The following is a 21,744-nucleotide window of genomic DNA, read 5'->3' as shown; positions in this document are numbered from 1 at the left end:
AAAGAGTGATTTTTAAACCGATCCCTTACAGACCGGAATTTAGTTCTTTATCTTAAGATTGCGGAAAACCGCAAGCCTTGGATCGCCCTCGTCCTTTTTGCATTCGCAGCCGCCCTTGTTAAGGTCGGCTCCGCACTTGTCGCAAAGTCCCTTGCAGTCCTTTCTGCAAAGCGGCTTCACCGGCAGTGCCATAACGAAATACTCCCAGAGAAGGGCTCCGATATTGAGTTTCAAGCCGTCCTTTGTCCGGACCACCAGGGAATCATCTTCTCCTGCTGCTTCGGCGACCTGCTCGAATTCCTCGAATTCGGTGGAAATTTCATGCCTGTAGTCCGCCGTGCACCTGTCGCATGCAATTGTCACGGAACCGGTGGTACGGCCCCGGACCAGGCATCCGTCTCCCTGGGGGAGTACGTAGACTTCGGAAACAAGAGGAGCGCCCTCGCGGACCTCCATATTGTAGTTTTTCCAGGCCTTAACCCAGAAATCCTGGTCCTCGAAAACGAATTCCTGACCCTCTTCGGGGACATCGTTTAATGTAATCCAGATTTCAGACATATTTTTCCTCGCGGAAGGGTTTCCTATATGAGTTTTTTTTCTTCTGTCAAGGAAAAAGAGCTTGCATTTTCCAGAGCGAGCGTTTAAATGATACCTCTTTTGTTCGTCCGGAGTGATTTTCCTTGCGGTGATTCACGCTTTCCGGCAACCTAGAAAAAGTGACTACCATCAAGGAGGTTCAACATGTCCCAGGTATGCGATATATGCGGTAAAGGCCCTCAGACCGGCAACAACGTTTCCCATGCCCACAACAAGTCCAAAAGACGCTTCATGCCCAACCTGCAGAAAGTGCGCACTCAGCTGCCCAGCGGTGAAGTAAAAAGCATCAAGGCTTGTACCCGCTGCATCCGCTCCGGTGCTGTTGTAAAGCCCGTAGCAAATAAGAAATAAGCTGGGTTATACCCCTTTTTTCGCACGATTCGTTCGTGGAAAAAGCCCCGTCCGCATTTTTCGGTCGGGGCTTTTTTTTGTCCCGTCAAATTTTTATTATTCGGCTACCCACTCCAGAGCCCGGTCTAAATCTTCTGCCTGGTACGTTTTTACTTCTCCCTTCATCATGGATGCGCCCAGCCGTGTACCCCATTCCACCCATTTGGGGCCTCCGACGACTGCAAGCCGCTCAAAGTCGTTGCGGTGGGCAAAGCCGAAAGAAGCGTCTTCCCACATGGCTTTAAGCTCCCATCCTTCAAAGTTTTCATCCATATAAAGAAGACATCTGCATGTGCCATTCTTCTCTATGATGTCTTTCAGGGCGGGAATCCATATTTCGCTGTAATCCGTTCCGGAGAGCATACCGGAAGCCTTTACCGCCAGCATGGTTCCTTTGCTTTCAGGCATTATTTCAATCATTGCAACCTCCGTGAAAAATATTAGTCAGAAGTTCTGCCTAGTAATACCACAGGGGAGTCAATATTGGGAAGTTTCAAAATTGAAACTTTTGAGTCTTCGTTTTTCCCGTCTGTGGATCACCAAACAAAGCCCCCCTGTTCTGTGCAGAACAGGGGGGCGTGATCTATCCGTCATTGGTTACGTGACCGACTATAAGTGTCAGGCCGTTTCCAGCGCCTCTTTTTTTACTGTGGCACGTTCGCGCATGACCATGATCACCAGCAGCACCGCACCGGCTGCATGCAGGCGCATATCCGGCCAGAGCAGCATTACGGCTGTTCCTGCGTATAACAAACGCTGAATTTTGTTCAGAGCATGTGTGTTGAACCCTTCAAAGAATACTGCGAAGCAGAACAGACCGGCTGTGGCCGTCACAACGGTTTCGGCCACCTGCCACCATGGGCCTTCAAAGAGGATGGGCGTATAGCAGAACAGGAGCGGAATGATGTACAGCCCCTTGGCTATCTTCCATGACTCAAATCCTGTCTCAAGCGGCTTGGAGCCGGATATGCCCGAGGCGCTGTAAGCCGCCAGACAGACCGGCGGAGTAACGTTGGCATCCTGCGAGTACCAGAAGATGAGCATGTGGGCAGCCAGAAGGCTTGTGCCGAGCATCTGCATGGCCGGAGCAGCCAGGACCGCAAGAACAATGTAGGAAGCGGTTACAGGCAGTCCCATGCCCAAAATGAGGGATGCCAGAGCTACCATAATGATGGTGAGCATCAGGCTGTTTCCTGCGACCATGGTGATCAGCATGGAGAATTTGATTCCCATACCGACCATCAGAACCACCCCGACTACTATGCCGGAACAGAGCAGGATTACACCGGTGGTAACCATGTTCTGCCCGCCGGATGCCAGAGCGTCCATGATGTCGCGTAAGGACATGCGGGTTTTGGGATTGATCCAACTGGCGACTACGATGGCCACGATACCGCCGCAGGCCGAAAATGTGGGAGTATACCCCACCATCAGCAATCCCATGAGTACACCGATGGGGAGGAAAAAGTTCCATCCGTGTTTCAGCACTTCGCCTATCTTGGGGATATCTTTCTCTGGAATCGGTTTGATGCCCATCTTTTTGGCCCTGAGATGGACGAAAAAGGCCACGCTCACAAAATACATTATGGCCGGGATGAAGGCCACCGCGACAATGGTCAGGTATGGAATCTGAGTCCACTGGCTCATGATGAATGCGCCGGCTCCCATGATCGGGGGCATGAGCTGACCGCCCGTGGAGGCAGCAGCTTCAACAGCTCCGGCAAATTTGCTGGAAAAGCCGGTCTTTTTCATCATGGGAATGGTTATGGAGCCGGTCCCGACTGTGTTTGCAACAGCACTTCCGGACACGGAGCCCATGAAACCGGAGGCGAAAACGGCCATTTTTGCCGGGCCGCCTATTGTTCTGCCCATGGTGGCCAGAGCAAGGTTGATGATGAATTCACCTGCGCCGGATTTGATCAGGAATGAAGCGAAGAGCACGAACAGGAATACGAACGTACTGGAGATTGTCGCGATGGTTCCGAAGATACCATCCGGAGCGAAATACATGCGGTAGAGCATCCGTTCTACGGTAACACCCGGAAAGTTCCAAAGTCCGCTTAAGTAGCTTCCTCCGCCCAGGCCGTAGGTCAGGAATATTATGGAAAGTATGGGAATAAGCAGTCCGGTTGTTCGTCTGGTTATTTCCATCAGGAGGATTATCGCCAGCCCTGCGGCAATTAGGTCCGCCATGACCGGCACTTCATTGCGCATGTGCAGGGCGTCCTCGAAAAATACCAGATACAGCCCTACGCAGAAGGCCAGAATCGCCAGGAAGTAGTCAACGGGCAGGCATTGCCTGGCGTGTCTTTTCAGCATCGGGTACTGCAGGAACCCGATGAAGAGCATGAAGGAATAGTGAACGGCGTTTCGCTGTATTTCAGGCATGATTCCTATGGTGTTTACCCATAGGTGGAAAAGCGAACAGATTATTCCTGTCACATATAGCAGTGTAGCGGTGCGCCCCTCGAATACGCGCTTGATGGCGAGGGTTTCTCCGCCCGAATCTTTTTTTACTGCCGGCTTTTGGGATGTGCTGTCGGCCATTGTAGAATCCTTACGAAATGAATTAAATGTGCTTTTGCTCTCAGCCCTGTTCTTTTACCGTGTCTGTCTGCGGCATTTTCAGGGGCGAATACTATACGATGAATTTTGCGGTAGTCCCGCCCGACAACCTTTCCGGTTTCTGCTGGAAACGTTGCACCGGTTTATTGTGGATCAGATGTTTTTACTGCCGGGCTTTCTCTGCTTCCGTCTGCCGGAAATGGGGATGCCTGAAAAGTAACTGTGTAATCTATGGTTGCGGCGGCGGAAGGTTCCGCCGCCGCACTTATTGCTGACTTATTTTATGATGCCGACTTCGCGGTAGTACTTAACGGCACCGGGATGAAGCGGAGCAGGCAGGCCTGCGGTAGCGCGTTCAAGAGACATGGCCTTGGTGGCCTTGTGGATGTTGTTGAGGAACGGCAGGTTCTCGTAGATGGTTTTGGTTATCTTGTAGACAACATCTTCGGGAAGATCTGCGCGGCAGGCCAGGAAGTTCGGCTGGGCGATGGTCCTGATGTCCTTTTTCTGGGAAGGATATGTTCCGGCCGGGATCACGAATCTGTTCCAGATGGGGTATTCCTTCTGGATTTCGGCAAGCTGCTCGTCAGTGAACTCAAGAACGCTTACATCGTCAGAGCCCATCTGTGCGTAAAGCTGTGTGATGGCAGCAGCCGGGGGACCGGCCGGGATATTGGCACCGACGATTCTTCCGTCCATCATTGCCTGGGCGGAGGGTGTGTAGCCGAGGTATTCAAGGATGAGATCCTTGTCCGGGTCCACTCCCATCAGCTTCAGCAGGGTACGGCCTGAGCCTTCGGTTCCGCTTCCGCGTTTACCTATGGAGAATTTTTTATGCAGGCCTTTGAGGTCCTGAATGGTTCCAGTTTTGATGTATTTGTTCAGCAGGGGGAAATGTTCTACGTTTTCCCAAAGCATGCTGATGGATTTGAATCCGGTGAACGGCTTTCCTTCATACGGGCCTTCGCCTTTATAAGCGTTCAGGCCGTACAGAGCCTGCAGAATGGCCAGGTCAGCTTCCTTGTTTTTGAGCATCTGGATGTTTTCGCCGGATCCTGCGGAGTTGATCGCAGTGGCGGAGATTCCGTCCTGGCCGGCCAGCTTGATGCTGATCAGTGTTCCGATAGCTACGCCTACGGGGTAGAAGGTTCCCCCGGTTGTTGCAGTCGCGATGATCAGGCTTTTGTCACTGGCCTGGGAAGGCGCTGCGAAAAATGTAAGGCAGAGCATGCAGCTCAGAACCATGCATGAAAATTTGTTAAACATTTTTCCTCCGTTGTTGCTTGTTGGGCACGGGTGGGTGCTTGAGATAACAGGCCGATACTATGCCGTCTGCAGCTTATGTGCGACAAGATGAATCAGGGAAACTCTTTCATGAACGTCATTGCTGTTCACATCGGTTTACCGGATGGGAATTTCCCTGATCTTCTCCCCGAGTGCCGGACATGCTGCACTTAGACTCAACGTTCACTGAGATGTTCGTTGGGAGTCTGATGGAGTATGGGAACATTGGATTGTCAGGAGGGTATAGTATAAAACACCAGAAAAATCCAGTAGTGGGTCCGGATGTACTTTGCGGTGTTCTGCGTTGTTTTTTGTGTGTATATTATACAGTTGTGCGGTCACTGTAATGCAGTGGCTGGGCTTAAGTCTTTAGTTGTAGTCTGTTATCTATTTATGGCCGCAGTTTAAAATTTTTATGAAGACGCTCGGCATAACCGTTTCGCAGGCATGTGTCAGAACTGTTTTGGCTTATTGTGCGTATGTTTTTACGTATAGCGCATCTGTGGGCGGCATAAATTAAAATACGCCCAAAAGCGGGCGCTCACTGTTATTTTTGGTGGACTGATTTTGTTTCGGTTTGATAAATCAGAATAATATTGCCTGGCGAGTATCATTGCATTGTCAACACAGCCCAGCACTATAGCCGTCAGAGCGTGGATCACAGCCTGCGCAGAGAGTTTTGTTTTGCGGATCACGAACAATTATTTGCCCTCTTCCGAATATCGTTCGGTCGTAGCCGTTTCTGATCTCAACTTCGTGTCCCATTTCAGTCAGCCCGGCGATTGTTTCCCGGGGTAATCCTTCTTCAAGGCAGACATGCCCGGCCGGTTCACCCGGTTCAATGCAGAACCTCAGTCTATTCAACGCTTCCTGCGGATCAACCCCGTCATCCAGCATGGCCGAGACTACCTGCAGATGTCCCTGCGGCTGCATGAATCCGCCCATGACACCGAAGACCGAATGCAGCGATCCGTCAGTGCGGGTGATGATGCCGGGAATGATTGTGTGGTAGCTGCGCCGTCCTCCGGACAGTACATTCGGGTGGGCCGGATCAAGTGAAAAGTTGTGGCCCCTGTTCTGCAGGGAGAAACCCAGTCCTTCAGGGGCTATCCCGGTTCCGAAGCCCATGTAATTGGAATTAACCATGGAGCAGCCGTTGCCGTCCTTGTCCACTACGCAGAAGTGGACTGTATCGGAAGTCGCGGCAGGAATTCCGGATTTTGATGCGGGGTTGGCCCGGTCCGGGAAGATGAGACCCGCCCGCTTTGATCCGTATTCCGGGGCAAGCAGTTCTTCCACCGGAGCATGGTAGTGTTCCGGGTCGGCCACATGCTGTCTGGCATCTGCGAACCCCAGCCGCATGGCTTCTATGAGATAGTGCATCCTTTGGGCAGAGTACGGTTCGCCAAGCTCCGCCACATCTATCCCCGCCAGCGTGTTCATTGCGAGCAGGGCGGCCAGTCCCTGACCGTTGGGAGGGCATTCATGAATTCTGTATCCCCGGTAGTCAGTGCTGATTGAGTCCTGAAACAGGCTGCAATGGGTCGCCATGTCCTCTTCGCGAAGGAACCCTCCGTTTTCACGCACGGCTTTTACTATTTGGCGGGCAATTTTTCCGGAGTAGAAAAGTTTCTTGGCTTCATCCGGAGTCTGTTCCGCCAGTTTTGCCATGGTCATGCCGAGGGCTCGGTTGATCATCACCTCTCCGCAGCGCGGAGCCCTCCCGTCAAGGAGAAGGGATTCCCCGCCGGGGCTGTGTTTGAGGACCTGTTCCGCACCGGCTTTCCAAAGTTCCGCAGTAACTGGGCTGACCGGAAAACCCTGCATGGCGTAGCGGATGGCCGGGGTAAGGATTTGCGCAAGATCAAGTGTTCCGTGCCTGTCGACAAGGTCCGCCCAGAGTCCGAATGCGCCGGGAACATTGACGGTCATGGCGTGACGCATCGGCAGGCTCCCAGCTATTCCCATGGAGAGAACTTTCTCAAGCGAGATGTCCATTGCGGATTTGCCTGAGCCGTTCAGGGCCGATACTTTGCTGCTGCCGGTATCGTAATAAAGCGCAAACGCATCACCGCCCAGTCCTGTGCTGCACGGCTCCACAACTGCCAGGGCTGCGGCCACTGCGATTGCTGCGTCAGCAGCGTTGCCGCCTGCCCGCAGGATTTCCAGACCGGCCTGTGTAGCCAAGGGCTGGCTGGAGGAAACCATCCCTCGGGTGGCGAATACCGGAGAGCGGCGGGAGTTGAATGTGAAACCCGGCTGCGTGAATCTGTTGATTTCAAATGGCGGCATAAATGACTCCGTGAATGTTCTGAATTAAGTTGGCATGTTATGTGTAGTTGCGGATAAATTGCAAGCAGTGATTACACGTTTTGTCTTGTTGAATTCAGGAGTCAACGGGACATTCGCAAGGTGTTAGTGTTTAAAGAATAATTGTATTTTCAAAATATACCGGGTAGCCTGCCTCATGAGCAACAGGGCCGTTTGTATACTTTTGGCAGCCTTTTTAGTTTGCTGTGCTTCCCCGACTTTTGCTGCCGGTCTTAGAGTCATGACCTGTGAACTCCCTCCTTTCAGTTATTCTTCAAGCAATGGAACCTCCTCAGGATTCGCGGTAGAGCTTGTCCGGTTAATGGAAGAAAGGATCGGTGGTGAAGAATCAAATATATTATTTTATCCTTGGCCCCGGGCCTACAGGAAGATGCAGACCGGAAGCGGTGATGTGCTGTTCCCCATGGCCATAACGCCGGAACGGGCCACAAAGTTCAAGTTTGTCGGTCCTATTTATTGGGATGAAATTTATTTTTACAGCAGAAAGGGGAGTAATATAAAACTGACCTGTACTGGTGATGCCAGAAAAGTCCGCCGGATAGGCGTTACAAAAAATGGTTTCATTCATGTCAGCCTGCAGAAGATGGGCTTTACAAATCTGGAGCCCGGTCCTTCCCGAAAATGCGATTTTCTGAAGCTTGTCCGCGGGAGAGTGGACCTCGTCCCAATGGGGGAAAAGGCCATATCACAATTTATGCATTTGAACAGCGACCTCAATCCGGCAGATTATGAGCGGGTTGGGCCACCGGTAACTTTTGTTTCCATTTATATAGCATTTGCCACAACTGTGCCGGATGGAGTAGTTGCCCGGTGGCAGGCTGCCTTTGATTCCCTGAAACAGGATGGGACATGGCTTAAGCTCAAGGACAAATACTTTCCACAGGAAGCTGTTGAATAAAAAGATCAATGGACCACAAAAAACTCCGCATACCTGATCGGTGTGCGGAGTTTTTTATTTGATATTTTTTTTAGTTTCTGCGGGAAGCAAGGATTATATCCGATCCCGGTTCACCGGCAGTATCAAGGTCTGCCCGATGGTCAATCTGGTAGAATCTTCAAGCTGTCCAAGTCCCGGTAATCAGACCAGCGATAAAGCCCTTTCCAGGCGGGCAACGGTTTCCTCTTTGCCCATGACAAGCATAAGATCATAGAGTCCGCCGGGGGACTGGGTGCGGCCGCACAGGGCCAGACGTACTGGCTGTCCGATGGCCTTGAATTTGAGTCCTTTTTCTTCCAGGTAGCCTTTGCATACAGCTTCAAGGGAATCATGGCTGAACTCTGCGTCCGCTGCTATGAGTGCGGTAAGTTCCTTCAGAATTTCAATTGCTTCGGGGGTGAAAACCTTGGTCACTGCGGCCTGGTCATATTCCATATTTGCTGCAGTGGTGAGGAAAAAGTCACTCATTTCGGCCATTTCCCTGTAATTCCCGGCACGCGGCTGGAGCAGGGGGATGATCTTTTCCAGATAAGCGTCTTCCGCGGCAGTGTCTTCCGGCAGGAAGGAACGCATGCCCTCAATCAGTTCCGCGGGGGCCTTGGACTTGATGTATTCGCTGTTAAGCCAGTCGAGCTTTTTCGTATCGAATACGGAAGGGGAGTTGCCGAGACTGTCGGTGTTGAAAAGCTTGATAAGCTCATCACGGGAGAAAATTTCCTGGTCGCCGTGAGACCAGCCCAGCCGTACCAGATAGTTGACCACGGCTTCGGGCAGGTAGCCCATTTTTTCATATTCCATGACCGAGAGGGCACCGTGACGCTTGGAAAGCTTTTTCTTGTCGGGGCCGAGGATCATGGGAACGTGGCCGAAATTCGGGATGTCCCATCCAAGGGCCTGATACAGCAGTATCTGGCGCGGGGTATTGTTGACGTGGTCGTCACCGCGCAGCACATCGGTAACACCCATGGTGTGGTCATCCACCACAACGGCGAGGTTGTAGGTAGGAGAACCGTCCGAGCGGCGCAGAATCATGTCGTCCATTTCGGCATTTTCGATGCTGATGGGGCCCTTGATCATGTCGGTAAAGGAGGTGCGTCCATCAAGAGGCGCCTTGAAGCGTACGACCCTGTTTTCACCGGGGCCGAGATTTTTTTCACGGCAGGAACCGTCATATTTGGGTTTACGTTTTTCCTGCATGGCTTTTTCGCGCATGGCGTCAACCTGTTCCGGGGTGCAGTCGCACCAGTAGGCCTTGCCTTCTTCAAGCAGCCTGTCGATGTACCCGTTGTAAATATCAAATCTATCGCTCTGGTAGACAGGTTCCCCGGACCAGTCCATGCCCAGCCATTTCATGGAGGCCAGGATGGCGTCCGTATACTCCTGAGTGGAACGCTGGCGGTCGGTGTCTTCTATGCGCAGGACGAATTCTCCGCCGTTGTGTCTGGCCAGCAGCCATGCGAAAAGGGCAGTACGGGCTCCGCCGATATGCAGGTGCCCGGTGGGGCTCGGAGCGAAGCGGGTTACGGTTTTTGCCATGATGGTTTCTCCTGAAATATAATTTGCCGCATGTTCCTGTTTACCGGCAGCTTGCCGAAGGTTTCCGGCCATGTCGTATAATGACTGGAATAAACATGTGGTTGTTTTTCTGTTTGAGCCGGGAAAAGAATAGGGTAAAAATCCCTGTTCCCCAAGGGACGATCCTGTCCGGCGGGGCGAAAATTTATCTGTCCGCTGGGCCGGAAGCAAAAAAATCCGCCTTGGATGGCGGTTTTCGGTGCTGAACCCGACTGGTTCTGGAGTGCTCTCGGCTATACGCCTCCGGCCGGGACCGGCAGCCCCGGCCGGATAATTTTTATTCGGCGGGCTCCACGCCTTTCAGTTCAGGTATCTCCTTGAGCAACGTGCGTTCAATGGCGTTTCTCAGAGTGATCTGGGACATGGGGCAGCCCTTGCATGCGCCCTGCATGCGGACTTTGGCTATGCCTTTGTCAGTTACCTCAACGAGTTCAACGTTGCCGCCGTCGGCCTGCAATAAGGGCCTGACTTTTTCCAGTGCGGCTTCGACTTTGTCGTACATGGTAAATCCTCCATTTGGTATGCAGGCTCAAGTACGACCTTTAGGCACCGTTGTCAAACCTGCCCGGCAGGTTGCCCGGGACAATTTGTCACACGATTACAGTCGTATTATTCCAAATCTGTTTTTCCCGGCAGAATAAAAAATAAAAACCCCGCCACAGGAGCAGCGGGGTTTTTATTTTCATACAAGGAGTCTTATTTGAGCCAGGAGTCTACCTGCGCCTTGTTTTCCCTGATGAAACGTTTTGCGTTTTCATAAGGATCGGCTCCCTTTTCCTGGTTCCAGGCCATGACCATCTGGAGCTGGCCGGCGTCTTTCCAGGCGAATTTGTCGAGGAAGCTGTATACCTTGGGCATATCCTTCTTGAGACCTTTGCGGACAACCGTGTTTATGGTTTCTTCCTCGCCGAGAATCTTCTTGGGGTCCTTGAGATATTTGAGGTCCCAGCGGCCGAACATCCAGTGCGGTGACCATGCGGTGACCACGACCCATTTGTTGTTTTTAATGGCATCGTTGAGGGCTGCGGTCATTGTTGCGCCGGAACCTTCCATGAGTTCAAATTTGTCCAGGCCGTATGCTGCCATTGCGTCTTCGGAGAGTTTCATCAGCCCGGCACCGGGGTCAATTCCGATGATTTTTCCATCGAATTTGTCGGCATACTTGTTCAGGTCGGCAATGGAATCAACCGTAACATACGCGGGAACAGCCCAGCCCAGTTTGGCGCCGGATACTATCGGGCCGAGGTTTACAACGTCTTTCTGGACCCGTTTCAGGTAATCCGCATGCGTAACCGGCAGCCACGCGGTAGCCATTCCGTCCACATCGCCGGTGCCGACGGCCTGCCACATGGCCGCGGCAGCCACTGGGATGATCTCGCATTCGTAACCCATGCGCTCTTCCAGAACAGCCTTGATGACGTTGGTAGTGGCTGTTGCGCAGTCCCATTCCACATATGCCAGTTTGACCTTTTTCTTGTCTCCGGCAAAGGAAGGTACGGCAAAAGCCGCGACAAGCAGGGCAGCAAGGATAAGGGTGAAAAGTCTTTTCATTGGAGTCTCCCGTTTGTTTTTTAGTTCCGGCCTGTTTTGCCGGAGCCTATTTTCTGTAATACGCGGTCCATGATCATGGCCACGATGACAATGCCAATTCCGGCCTCGAATCCCTTGCCCATCTGCAAACGCTGAATCGCTTTCCAGACCTCTCCGCCAAGCCCTTTGGCTCCGATCATGGCGGCGATAACAACCATGGAAAGGGCCAGCATGACGGTCTGGTTTACTCCGGCCATAATGGTCGGGGTGGCGATGGGCAGTTCAAGTTTGACCAGTCTCTGCCAGCGTGTTGAGCCGAAAGCCTCGGCGCACTCCACCAGTTCTTCCGGAACCTGTTTTATGCCTAGACAGGTCAGCCGGATGGCTGGAGGCATGGCAAAGATTATTGTTGAAAATATGGCCGCCACCTTTCCAAGCCCGAAAAAGGGAATAGCCGGGATAAGGTAGACAAAGGCGGGCATGGTCTGCATCACGTCCAGCACAGGCATGACCGTTTTGTGGACATAACGGTTCATGGCCGCCAGTATGCCGACCGGAATGCCGATCATGAGTGCCAGAAGGGTTGAGACAATGACCAGAGAGATGGTGCTGACAGTGGCTTTCCAAAGCCCCATGTTCCAGATGAGCAGCAGTCCGGCCATGGAGAAAATCGCAGTGCGCTTGCTTTTTGCCAGCCGCCATGTCAGCAGGCCGATCAGTATGATGAGCAGCCACGGCGGGCATGCTTTCATTGCCGTTTCAATTATATCCAGCCCGGATTCCAGCACTGCCGAGAAAGCCTTGGTGGCAAAGGAACAGTGATCCACCAGAAAATTGATTCCGGTTTCTATGGCGTCCCCTACGGGAATTCTTGGTATTATCATTCGTTGTCGCCTCCTCTTTCCGCCAGGGCTCCGATAAGTGCTCCCCTGACGATTACCCCTTTGAGTTTGTCGGTTTCATCTATGACCGGCAGAGGTGCAATGCGGTCCTGCATGATATTGAAGAGTTCCTGCGCCGGAGTATCCGGGTTCACGGACTGGTATTCAGTGCGCATGACGGTTCTCAAATCCTTGCCGCCGTTCTCCACGAGACCGGCGCATTCCGCTGCGCTTACTATTCCTATCAGCCGATGGTGCTCGTTGAGCACGAACAGGCTGGAGATATTGTTTTTGCGCATTTTTCTAAGCGCTGCTCTAGGTCCGTCGGTCTTGATGTATGCTACGGCCTCGGTTTTTTTCATTACCGATTCGGCGGTAAGTACCTTGGTGATGTCCACATCCTCCACGAATCGGCGCACGTAATCATCTGCCGGTTCGGTCAGAATTTCTTCCGGAGTCCCGGTCTGCACTATTTCACCGTTTTTCATGAGGACTATGCGGTCTCCGATTTTGAGAGCTTCATCCAGATCATGGCTGATGAAGACAATGGTCTTCTGCATTCTTTCCTGCAGATTGATCAGTTCGTCCTGCATGTCGCGCCGTATCAGCGGGTCGAGGGCGCTGAACGCTTCGTCCATCAACAGTATGTCCGGGTCAAGGGCAAGGGCTCTGGCCAGACCTACCCTCTGCTGCATGCCGCCGGAAAGCTGTGCCGGATATGAATCCGCCCAGCCGCCCAGCCCTACAAGCTCAAGCGCTTCCATTGCTTTTTGTTTCCGTTCTGACGGGTCCACGTTTCCTATTTCCAGGCCGTATTCCGTGTTCTTGAGCACGGTGCGGTGGGGGAACAGGGCGAAATTCTGGAAAACCATGCCCAGCTTTTCCAGTCTGACCTTGCGCAACTCTTCCTTCCCGATGCGGGAAATATCCTGACCGTCAATGAAGATCTTGCCTCCGGTAGGCTCGATCAGCCTGTTTATGCAGCGCACCAGCGTGGACTTCCCGCTTCCCGAGAGGCCCATGACCACCACGATTTCTCCTTCGTCAACAGAGAACGAAGCATTGTTTACCCCGACACCATGCCGGGTTTTTTTCATGATTTCTTCTTTGGTTGCCCCTTTTTCAAGCATGGGAATAATTTTTTTGGGGGTAGGGCCGAAAATTTTGTATAGATTTTCAACGCGGATTTTTTCCATAAACTCTCCGTTTATTAAAACTAAACACGGTCCTCGTGTTTTCTTAGCTGTGGTGAAAACTAATTGCCGGATCTGACAGCAGGCGAGGAAGAGAGCAGGACTGGGATTTTTTCCGGTGCGGAATCGGGGTTGACTTCCAATGTGTCGGAAACTGTCATAATAATGTAGTAGTGTGCTTCTGAATGCATTTTTCTATGCAGTTTGTTAGTGTTACAGTGTTCTTTAATGATACTTGCAGGAAATGCAGTTTTTACAATGAAAAAAAACAGTGTCTATATTTCTGGTTTTTCCAAAGCAAAAACTTGTTTTTGACCGTTGTCGGTAAGCGGTCAAAAACGAGTTTGATGTTTGCGCTTTGTGTTTTAGAATTATATGTCAGAAGTTTTTAGGGTAGATAAAATCTATTGTTGTGTCAAATAAGATTGAAAAATTTTTGAATATACTGAAATTTTTCTTATTCATCAACGAATTGAAATATAATCATGACAAAAATATATCATGCTGAGCGATCGCCCCGTATCAGAGATAACAGGTGATAATAGCGGCTGGTATGACGGAGGATTCAGGGCAGGATAAAATTTTGTCCGGAAAGAAAACAAGGCCGGGAAGCAGCCTGCTTCAGGCCTTGAAAAATTGCTGGTAAAGTACTGTGTGCAGCGTTGATGCAAAAAAGCATGAAACTAACGTATGTCTATCTACGCATCGTTCCATGCCTTTGCCTGCGCCGTGCATCCGGCACAATCTTAACTGTCTGATTTTTCTTGTGGTCAGCGGCGGGTCAGGCCGTATTTCTTGAGTTTGTATTGCAGGGTCCGGCGGCTGATTCCAAGTGCGTCGGCAGTACGTTCACGGTGGTGCTGATTGGCTTCCAGCGCGGCGATAAGAGCCTGACGTTCGGCATCATCCAGTGAGGCCGGACCAGGGCCGGGAACTGATGAAATTTTATCTTCGGTTTCCTGAGCTGGTTCTGTGTCCGGCTTTGCTGCGGTGGCCGGAACATGGTTGCGGACCTGCGGCGGCAGGAGTTCCGGTCCCAGAATTTCACTGCGGCTCAGTATAATCGCCCGTTCAAGCACGTTTTCCAGTTCGCGCACATTGCCCGGCCAGTCGTAGCGGGCCAGACAGTCCAGAAATGCCGGACTTACGGAGCGGACTTTCTTGTTGTTCTTGCGGCCGAGCTTTTCAAGCAGATGAGCCGCAAGCGCGGGAAGGTCGCCTATCCTTTCGCGCAGGGGGGGGATGCGGATTTCAAGCACGCTCAACCGGTAGTATAGGTCTTCGCGGAAATTTCCTTGTTCCACTTCCTTTTTCAGGTCGCGGTTGGTGGCGGCGATTATGCGCACGTCTGTTTCCACCGGAGAGACACTGCCCAGCGGTTCCACAACTTTTTCCTGTAGTGCCCGCAGTATCTTGGCCTGAAGCACAGGGTCCATTTCACCGATCTCGTCCAGAAACAGTGTTCCGCCGGAAGCCAGCTGAAACCGGCCCGGCTTGTTGGTGTTGGCTCCTGTAAAGGCCCCTTTAACGTAACCGAAAAGTTCGCTTTCAAGCAGGTCTGCCGGGAGAGCCGCACAGTTGACCTTGATCAGCGGTTTGTCGGCTCTCAGGCTGGCCCGGTGCAGTCCTTCGGCCACCAGTTCCTTTCCTGTTCCGGATTCTCCAAGCACAAGGATTGTGGCTTCGGAAGGCCCGGCCTGTTCAATGAGTTCCTTGACATTGCGCATGCCCCGTGTGCTGCCGATCATTTCTCCGCCGACACCGGCTGCTGATTTCAACCGCTCATTTTCATCAATCAGCCTTGAGTAGTCCAGAGCCTTGTTCATTACCGCTTTCAGTTCCTCGTTGTCGGCTGGCTTGGTCAGGTAGTCGAAGGCCCCCTGTTTCATGGCCACAACAGCAGAGTTGACGTTCCCGTACGCGGTCAGCATTATGACCGGGAGTCCCGGAAAAATCGTGTTCAGTTCTTTGAGCAGGGCCATGCCGTCCATGCCGTCCATGCGCATGTCGATCAACGCGGCATTGAGTTCCAGTCCGGTCACCATTTCAAGTGCCTGTTCTCCGGAGGCCGCTTCGTGCACTGTCCAGCCGTCACCTTCCAGCACGGCCCGTATCAGCATGCGCAGTGGCGGTTCGTCATCCACAATGAGTGCTGTTTTGGTGTTGTCGCTCATAAATTATTCCTCACTGCGGGGATTGGGAAAAAATAGTTTCACGCAGGTTCCGGTTCTGGGTTCCGAGTTGTCGTGTCCTGAAATGGTCACGCGGCCGCTGTGTCCTCGCATGATAGTGTTGACTATGGCCAGTCCCAGCCCTGTTCCCTTGGGTTTGTCCGTGAAGAACGGCTCAAGTGCGTGCTTGCGGATTTCTTCGGGCATTCCCGGTCCGTTGTCGCAGATGTTTATCCAGACTCCGTTTCCGCTTTCCTTTGCGCTTATGGATATCAGTCCCTCATCCTGCGGCACGGCGTCAAGGCTGTTTACCAGAAGATTCAGCATAACCTGCCTTATTCCGTCAGGATCGGCGTAGACCGTGTCCGTTTCCAGTCCGGTGTCAATCTCGGCTCCCTTGTGTTCAAGGTCAAAGCCCATGAGGGTCTGCATGGAGTCGCAGAGATCCTTCAGGTCCAGCTGTTCCGGTTTAAGGTCGTGCGGTCTGGACAGGTAGAGCAGGTCCGTGACGACCCTGTTCAGCCGGTCGGCTTCCTGCAGCATGGTGGTGGCGTATGTTCCGTAGGGCGGTTCGTCATGAAACCTGTCGGCAAAAAGCTGTGCGAACCCGCGCAGCGAGCTCAGTGGGTTGCGGATTTCATGGGCCACTCCGGCAGCCAGAGAGCCTATCGAGGCCAGTCTTCTGGCTTCGTAGAGGTCTTCCTCCAGATCTGCGATATCGGTCCGGTCACGGATTATGATCATGGTCCGTTTTTCGTCCATGCTTTCGAAATATGGGAAAAAAATGAATTCCAGACTTTTCCCGCTCAGTAGAGCATGTTCCCAGATCACGTTGTCCCGGCGGAACTTCTGCAGACTTTCATATGAAAAATCGTTCCAGTTCATTCCGACCAGAGCTTTATCCGCCGGACTGTCCAGCAGTTTATGGGCCGAACCGTTGGCGGCAAGTATGGTTCCGCCGGTGGACAGGGTGAGCAGGCCGTCCGGCATGTTGTCCAGCAGGTTTGCCTGAAAGCTTTCGAGTCTGGTCAGTTTGCTGCCCTGTTCCCTGCGCTGGAAATAAGCCACGGCCAGCAGCCAGAGCACGAACCCGGCCAGAAATATGTATCCGGTCTGGAGCAGGGCCGCACGGCGGTACTGTTTGAACTGGCGCAGATGTTTTTCGGCATTGAGTCCCAGAAGCAGGTAGGTGGTCTGGCTTTGCGGCGGCAGCATCCTGTACTGGGAATGTCCGTAGATGCGCAGCAGCATGGGCTGGCCTATTGTTCCGTAAAGCAGGGCCGGTCTGTTGCCTATCATGACCGGGGTGCTGGATTCACGCATGGAGTCGATCATCCCGAACAGCCCGACCGGAGGGTCGAATTTAATGTCGTCCTGTTCCACCACCAGCAGCGGCTTCATGTCCGGACCGTAAAGGGCGATGTAGAGCAGATCGCCCTGTGCAACCATTTCCTTGAACAGTTCCCGGGCTTCAGGAAGCAATGCCTCCGGCATGCGCCTGTTGCGCATTCCGGGACCGCCGGGGCCACCCGGACCTCCGGGACGGCGCATTCTTCTTGCTCCCTCTACCAACTGGATATCCAGCCCCCTTGCTATGGAGCGGGCCGAAAGCAGCATGTGCTCGAAAACTGTCTGGTGCATCTGGCGCAGGTTGTGCCAGGTAAGGTAAAGGCTCCCGGCCCCGAGGAGTACCAGGGCCAGGAGAGCCAGTGTAAGAGGCAGTTTATGCGATTTTCTTAAGCTTAATTCCATTTAAACGGCTTGGTTACATCTTTAAGGGTTGAGCAGCGCTCCGATCTCGCGCGGAGAACTCAGACCCAGCATTCCGGCAATTTCTCGAATGGTGGTGGACTTGTCAACCACGGCCCCCTTTTCTCTCAGTATTCCCAAGGCCGTATCAAGATCGAGGTTGTTCCGGCTGCAGTACATTTCAAGGGACATGCGCCCGATTCCGGAACCTCCGCCGGTTACGCCAGCGCTTCCGCTTTTCATGGTGGAGCCGGGTTCATGGGCAGGAACAGCCGCTTCCACCGCCTCGGGCTGATCTTTGAGCATTATTGCATGGAGTTCTTTAGGTGTAATCCCGGCCTTTCCTGCAATGGAAATTATCGTTTCACCCGGAGAAGCGAGTTTGACCCCCGCATTCTTGAGCGACTCTGCGGCCTTTTGCACATCCAGCCCGGTTCTTTTGCAGAAAACCGCCAGTGAACTGAGTTCCGCGTGTCCGTATGGCGGGGCACCGTATTTAAGTTCTCCGTTCATTTTGATGCTGCTTGAAAATTCCAGAACCTGCCGCATGGGCGGCAGACCCGCAAGGGCCCCGACGGCAACGAACAGGGTAATGGCAAGGCTTATGAAAAAAGCCGGTGATGAAAAGTTGGCTGCTCCGGCCTTCTTCCTGAGGTAGGCGATAATCGGTTTCCAGTTCAGCCAGATGTGCAGGATGGAGGCTGCGAGGAAAAGTACCCCGGTGCAGATATGTATGTCGCCCCACTGGTCTTTGCTCAGACCCAGCAGGGTCCAGTCTGCCCAGTAGGCCACCCGTCCATGCGGAACTATGTATAGGACTATGCTGGTTATGGTCAGTACGATGATGGAAAAAAAACTGGTAAGTGAGGTGATTTTTCTGAACATGCGCTTCTCCTTGTCTTTTGTTCCGAGCATACTAACCCATGTCGTCCTGCATTTGGAATATTTTTCATTAAAAAAGGAGGACCGGTCAAGTCCTCCTTTTTTCCCGTTTTCCTGTAAATTAGGTATGATCAACGTTTTTTGTTATAGGTCAGGAACCCTGCCCGGGGCAGTTGCCACCGGGACATCCGGCAGGATTGTTACCGTAGTTCCCTCCACCGCCGGGACATCCGCCCCCGCGATAGTTACCGCAGCCTCTTCCGCCACCCTGGCCCATTGCAGGGAAGGTGAGGCCGGTTTCCTTTTCAAGTTCTTCGGCCATCTTCTTATGTTCTGCATAGACCTTCGCCTTGATCTCTCCAAGTTCCTTGACCAGAGCATGGATTGAATCCTTGTCGGCCTTGCCGGAGTCTACCAGAGCATTCAGTTCAGTCCGCTTTGCCCATTGCTGGTTGCGAAGAGTCTGAAAAGTGTCTTCGTACTTTTTGAAGATGCTCTGAACCTGCTGCTGTTTTTCAGGTGTCAGTTGATTGTAGGCTGCCCAGTTGCCGTTGTGGTATCCGGCAAGGCGGTAGCCGTTTCGTGCCATGGCTACGGAAGCCGTCGCCAGAATCAGCACGAGTATCATCGGGACCAGTGCTTTTTTCTTCATATGATCTCCTGATGCGGTTGAATGTTGTTGCCCTCTCGTTGATTACCTTTACATGAAGTGTGCCAAAGCATGTTTTTGCGTTATTTCAAAGTGTTATCTAAACATAGTGAAATATAAACGATGGTAAGTGCAAAGAATATGTGCAGGTTGCTGCACAAAAAGTGCGGACGATTCTGTAGCAAGTGCAGACTTACACCGCGATTTCGAATGCCCGTAAATTAATGGCATTCGGAAAATGTAATTAAGTTTGCCGGCCCGGCATGCTGATCTGGGGCCATATCCGATGATGCTGAATTCTGATTATTGAGCCAAATAGGAAAGGGCCGGAAGAACTCCGAGTTCTTCCGGCCCCAGTCCAGTTGCATTTCAGTTACGCAGGGGAGTGATGCTTTTTATGAAGGGTGGTTAAAAGTTGTAGTTAGGACAGCCGGGTCCGGGAAAGTTCTGATTATGCCTTCCCATACCTCTGCCGCCGAAACCGGACCTGCCATTATCCATACCGTATCCGCCGCCGCCGAATGCGGGCATGGCAATACCCGATATCTGCTCAATCTCGCCGGATAGTTGCTTGCGAAGATTGTATTGCTTGGTCTTGAGGTCGGACATCTCCTTGACCAGCGTTGTGATATCCTTTTTTTCCGCCTTACCGGAAGCTACAAGGGCTCTCAGTTCAGTCCTTTTGGCCCACATCTGGTTTCTGTTGGACTCGAACTTGTCCTCGTATTTCTGGAAAACAGCCTTTACTTCCTTCTGTTTTTCAGGGGTGAGCTGTTCGAAAGGCTGCCAGAAAGGCTGCATGCAAGGCTGTCCGGGGCCGCCGTTTCCGAAGCCCCCGTTAAAAGCCGGGCGGGCCATAGCTGTTCCGGCCAGAGCCAGAACCATTATCAGTACAGCAGGAATCACGATTTGCTTTTTCATAATTACTCCTTTTGTTGTAAAAACTGTGCCCTCTCGTTTTTTGTATAAGCATACGGTGTGCCAAATGATATAAACTAATAATAACAAATAGATACGTAATATTGTAGCCGGATATGAGTATAGATAAAGATGCAATATTTTGCGCACGTCTGCACAAGTGCTGCACAAATTATCTTTATAATCTGATAAGAAAACTCAATGTTTCAAATCATGGGAGCTCATTATCGAATAAAGCTGGCCGCCGATATGCTGAATATGTCTGTTTCAGGTAAGAATGCAGCCATGCATGTCTGCATGGGGTCTGCACAAGATGTTGCACAAATGGGGGAAGGGCTGAACTTATATGAAGGGGTACAGAGAACAGGGGACAGAATAAGGAAGAAGTGCGGTTGAAATCAGCCTTCCTCAAGCCACTGGAACATGCCGCATGATTTGCACGCAGCGCATCCCTGCGGTGGGCAGACCGGGCTCCTTACACCTTCCTGAAATCTTTTCCACTCGCGCAGGAGGTAGGATTTTTTGATGCCGCAGTCGATGAAATCCCAGGGCAGTTCAGCTTCTTCGCCAAACGGGCGGTCAATGAATCTGTAAGGGTCGCCTTCATAGTATTTGAAAGCCTTTTTCCACCCGCCATGCTCGGCAGCTATGGATATGAATTCCGCAAGTGATTTATCACCCCTGGCCAGTATACCCTGCAGGCGGGCCTGAAAAGGGGAGTCTCCGGAAAATGCGATTCCCTTGTATTTCTTTGTCAGCCCCTTGATTGCGCCCAGAACTTCCTTGAGTTCCGACTCCGAGGGCATGGCAGCCCATTGCAGGGGAGTCCAGGGTTTCGGAACAAGGCAGCTTGCGCCCAGGGTTATGCGCATGAACTGTTTTTTCTTTTTGCCCTGTCCGCGGCTTCTTGCTTCGTCCACCTTCTGGAGCATGTCGGCGAACTCCTCGTAGTCCTCGGAAGTCTCGCCCGGCCAGCCTACTATAATATATACGCGGAGGTGATTGACTCCCTTGGCGGCGCACAGTTCCACAGCACGCAGGAAATCGTCTTCCTCCAGATTCTTGCTGGCGGCATCGCGCAGGCGTTTGCTGGCTCCTTCCAGAGCCAGTGTCACCGTGCGCACTCCGGCTGCGCGCAGGATATCCAGAAGTTCTTCGGTAAGCCCGTCGGCGCGGACTGATGAAAGGGAAAATTTTGTTTTTCGGGCCTTGAGCCATTCAATATATGGAATCAGGTCCGGCCAGTCCGTAAGGGCTGTTCCGACCAGTCCCACTTTGGGAGGATCGGCCAGTTCCACAATTGTTTTGAGCTGTTCGATGGATGCGTGGCGTGGCGGACGGTAAACATAACCGGCGGCGCAGAAGCGGCAGCCGTATGGACAGCCCCGGTTTACCTCGACCAGAAACATGTCCTTGAAAACCGCGTCCGGACTTGTGAAGCAGGAGTATGCCGGTTCGGTCAGCAGGGGAACCCCGTTTTCTCTTTCCGGCAGACCCGGCGCAAGCACTGCCCTGCGTACTCTGCCCGATGTCATTCCGGGGACATAGACCCCGTTGCGGTCTTTGATCGAATCAAGAAATTCTTTTTTGCTGCCCCCGTTGAAGATGTGCTTTTTCAGTTCAATGCACAGTTCCTTCAATCCTGCCTCGGCCTCTCCTGTCCAGAACAGGTCGAAGAAGGGAGCTATCGGCTCCGGATTCAGAAACGCTACCGGACCTCCGCCCATGACCAGCGGGAAGTCCGGGCGTTCCGCCGCGAGAGGCGGAACACCCGAGTCTTTCAGCATCCTTACCGGGTGGAGATACTCCTCCTCGAAATTGATGCTGAAGCCGATCAGGGGAAACCTGGACAGCTCCTTGTCGCTGTCCTCTGAAACAGACGGTTTTCCAGGGTCGCCGAGGAAAAATCTTTCGACGGCAAGTTCAGGGTCCGGGGCTAGCAGTCTGTAAACCGCCTGCCAGCCCAGAGTCGACAGTGCCGCACCCTTCCTTCCGGGAAAGACCAGTGCTGTGGGCAGACGTCCACCGGTCTCATCCGGAGATGGTTCTTCCTGGCCGTAATAGAAGAAATTGTCTTTTACCACGGCCATTA

18 protein-coding genes are annotated in these 21,744 nt (G+C 52.5%); 2 read left to right on the top strand and 16 right to left on the bottom strand.

The annotated features are described in order from the left end of the window. Window positions 1–39 precede the first annotated feature (39 nt). Window positions 40–558, bottom strand: a complete 519-nt coding sequence (locus ACKU4E_RS10060) for a DUF177 domain-containing protein (RefSeq protein ID WP_320170941.1) — start codon at window positions 556–558, stop codon at window positions 40–42. 183 nt (window positions 559–741) lie between these two features. On the opposite strand from ACKU4E_RS10060, the gene rpmB reads away from it, so the two are divergent. Further along, a complete protein-coding gene (gene rpmB / locus ACKU4E_RS10055; RefSeq protein ID WP_320170940.1) occupies window positions 742–948 on the top strand; it encodes a 50S ribosomal protein L28 in 207 nt (68 codons plus the stop codon). A 96-nt stretch (window positions 949–1,044) separates the two neighbouring features. Here the strand turns inward: rpmB and ACKU4E_RS10050 are convergent, their stop codons facing one another. The 4 genes from ACKU4E_RS10050 to ACKU4E_RS10035 form a co-directional block, all read right to left on the bottom strand. Next, on the bottom strand, window positions 1,045–1,407 hold the full coding sequence (locus ACKU4E_RS10050) for an STAS/SEC14 domain-containing protein (protein ID WP_320170939.1): 363 nt from the start codon (window positions 1,405–1,407) through the stop codon (window positions 1,045–1,047). Window positions 1,408–1,605: 198 nt separating this feature from the next. Continuing rightward, window positions 1,606–3,534 (bottom strand): TRAP transporter permease, encoded by a 1,929-nt coding sequence (locus tag ACKU4E_RS10045; RefSeq protein WP_320170938.1) that lies wholly within the window; start codon window positions 3,532–3,534, stop codon window positions 1,606–1,608. A 294-nt stretch (window positions 3,535–3,828) separates the two neighbouring features. Continuing rightward, window positions 3,829–4,818 (bottom strand): TAXI family TRAP transporter solute-binding subunit, encoded by a 990-nt coding sequence (locus tag ACKU4E_RS10040; protein ID WP_320170937.1) that lies wholly within the window; start codon window positions 4,816–4,818, stop codon window positions 3,829–3,831. A 639-nt stretch (window positions 4,819–5,457) separates the two neighbouring features. After that, complete coding sequence (locus tag ACKU4E_RS10035; protein WP_320170936.1) at window positions 5,458–7,128, bottom strand: gamma-glutamyltransferase family protein; 1,671 nt, start codon at window positions 7,126–7,128, stop codon at window positions 5,458–5,460. A 259-nt stretch (window positions 7,129–7,387) separates the two neighbouring features. Here ACKU4E_RS10035 and ACKU4E_RS10030 point away from each other — a divergent pair, with 259 nt between their 5' ends. Further along, window positions 7,388–8,065: a transporter substrate-binding domain-containing protein gene (locus ACKU4E_RS10030; protein WP_320170935.1), complete on the top strand. Its 678-nt coding sequence runs from the start codon at window positions 7,388–7,390 to the stop codon at window positions 8,063–8,065. Window positions 8,066–8,245: 180 nt separating this feature from the next. On the opposite strand, the gene gltX is transcribed toward ACKU4E_RS10030, so the two are convergent. From gltX to ACKU4E_RS09975, 11 genes are all read right to left on the bottom strand, one after another. Continuing rightward, a complete protein-coding gene (gene gltX, locus ACKU4E_RS10025) occupies window positions 8,246–9,640 on the bottom strand; it encodes a glutamate--tRNA ligase (protein ID WP_320170934.1) in 1,395 nt (464 codons plus the stop codon). A 316-nt stretch (window positions 9,641–9,956) separates the two neighbouring features. Beyond that, window positions 9,957–10,181 carry a NifU family protein gene (locus ACKU4E_RS10020; protein WP_320170933.1) on the bottom strand — a complete coding sequence of 75 codons (225 nt, stop codon included), beginning with the start codon at window positions 10,179–10,181 and terminating at the stop codon, window positions 9,957–9,959. 194 nt (window positions 10,182–10,375) lie between these two features. Then, entirely contained in the window at window positions 10,376–11,230 is an 855-nt protein-coding gene (locus tag ACKU4E_RS10015) for a glycine betaine ABC transporter substrate-binding protein (protein WP_320170932.1), read from the bottom strand. A gap of 20 nt (window positions 11,231–11,250) precedes the next feature. Continuing rightward, window positions 11,251–12,093, bottom strand: a complete 843-nt coding sequence (locus ACKU4E_RS10010; RefSeq protein WP_320170931.1) for a proline/glycine betaine ABC transporter permease — start codon at window positions 12,091–12,093, stop codon at window positions 11,251–11,253. Next, window positions 12,090–13,286 (bottom strand): glycine betaine/L-proline ABC transporter ATP-binding protein, encoded by a 1,197-nt coding sequence (locus tag ACKU4E_RS10005; RefSeq protein WP_320170930.1) that lies wholly within the window; start codon window positions 13,284–13,286, stop codon window positions 12,090–12,092. The genes ACKU4E_RS10010 and ACKU4E_RS10005 overlap by 4 nt, the downstream gene beginning before the upstream one ends. Before the next feature lie 767 nt (window positions 13,287–14,053). After that, window positions 14,054–15,457 (bottom strand): sigma-54 dependent transcriptional regulator, encoded by a 1,404-nt coding sequence (locus ACKU4E_RS10000; protein ID WP_320170929.1) that lies wholly within the window; start codon window positions 15,455–15,457, stop codon window positions 14,054–14,056. Between the two features lie 3 nt (window positions 15,458–15,460). Next, window positions 15,461–17,206, bottom strand: a complete 1,746-nt coding sequence (locus ACKU4E_RS09995) for an ATP-binding protein (RefSeq protein WP_320170928.1) — start codon at window positions 17,204–17,206, stop codon at window positions 15,461–15,463. A 21-nt stretch (window positions 17,207–17,227) separates the two neighbouring features. Continuing rightward, window positions 17,228–18,088 (bottom strand): DUF4405 domain-containing protein, encoded by an 861-nt coding sequence (locus ACKU4E_RS09990; RefSeq protein WP_320170927.1) that lies wholly within the window; start codon window positions 18,086–18,088, stop codon window positions 17,228–17,230. A 148-nt stretch (window positions 18,089–18,236) separates the two neighbouring features. Then, the gene (locus tag ACKU4E_RS09985; protein ID WP_320170926.1) at window positions 18,237–18,737 is read right to left on the bottom strand and encodes a periplasmic heavy metal sensor; all 501 of its coding nucleotides are present in this window, start codon (window positions 18,735–18,737) and stop codon (window positions 18,237–18,239) included. A gap of 405 nt (window positions 18,738–19,142) precedes the next feature. After that, window positions 19,143–19,655, bottom strand: a complete 513-nt coding sequence (locus ACKU4E_RS09980) for a Spy/CpxP family protein refolding chaperone (RefSeq protein ID WP_320170925.1) — start codon at window positions 19,653–19,655, stop codon at window positions 19,143–19,145. 395 nt (window positions 19,656–20,050) lie between these two features. Next, entirely contained in the window at window positions 20,051–21,742 is a 1,692-nt protein-coding gene (locus tag ACKU4E_RS09975; protein WP_320170924.1) for a radical SAM protein, read from the bottom strand. Window positions 21,743–21,744: the final 2 nt, after the last annotated feature.

The organism is Maridesulfovibrio sp., assembly GCF_963677005.1.
In the GTDB taxonomy this organism is placed as follows: Bacteria; Desulfobacterota; Desulfovibrionia; order Desulfovibrionales; family Desulfovibrionaceae; genus Maridesulfovibrio.
This window is presented reverse-complemented; position numbering and strand designations above follow the sequence as displayed.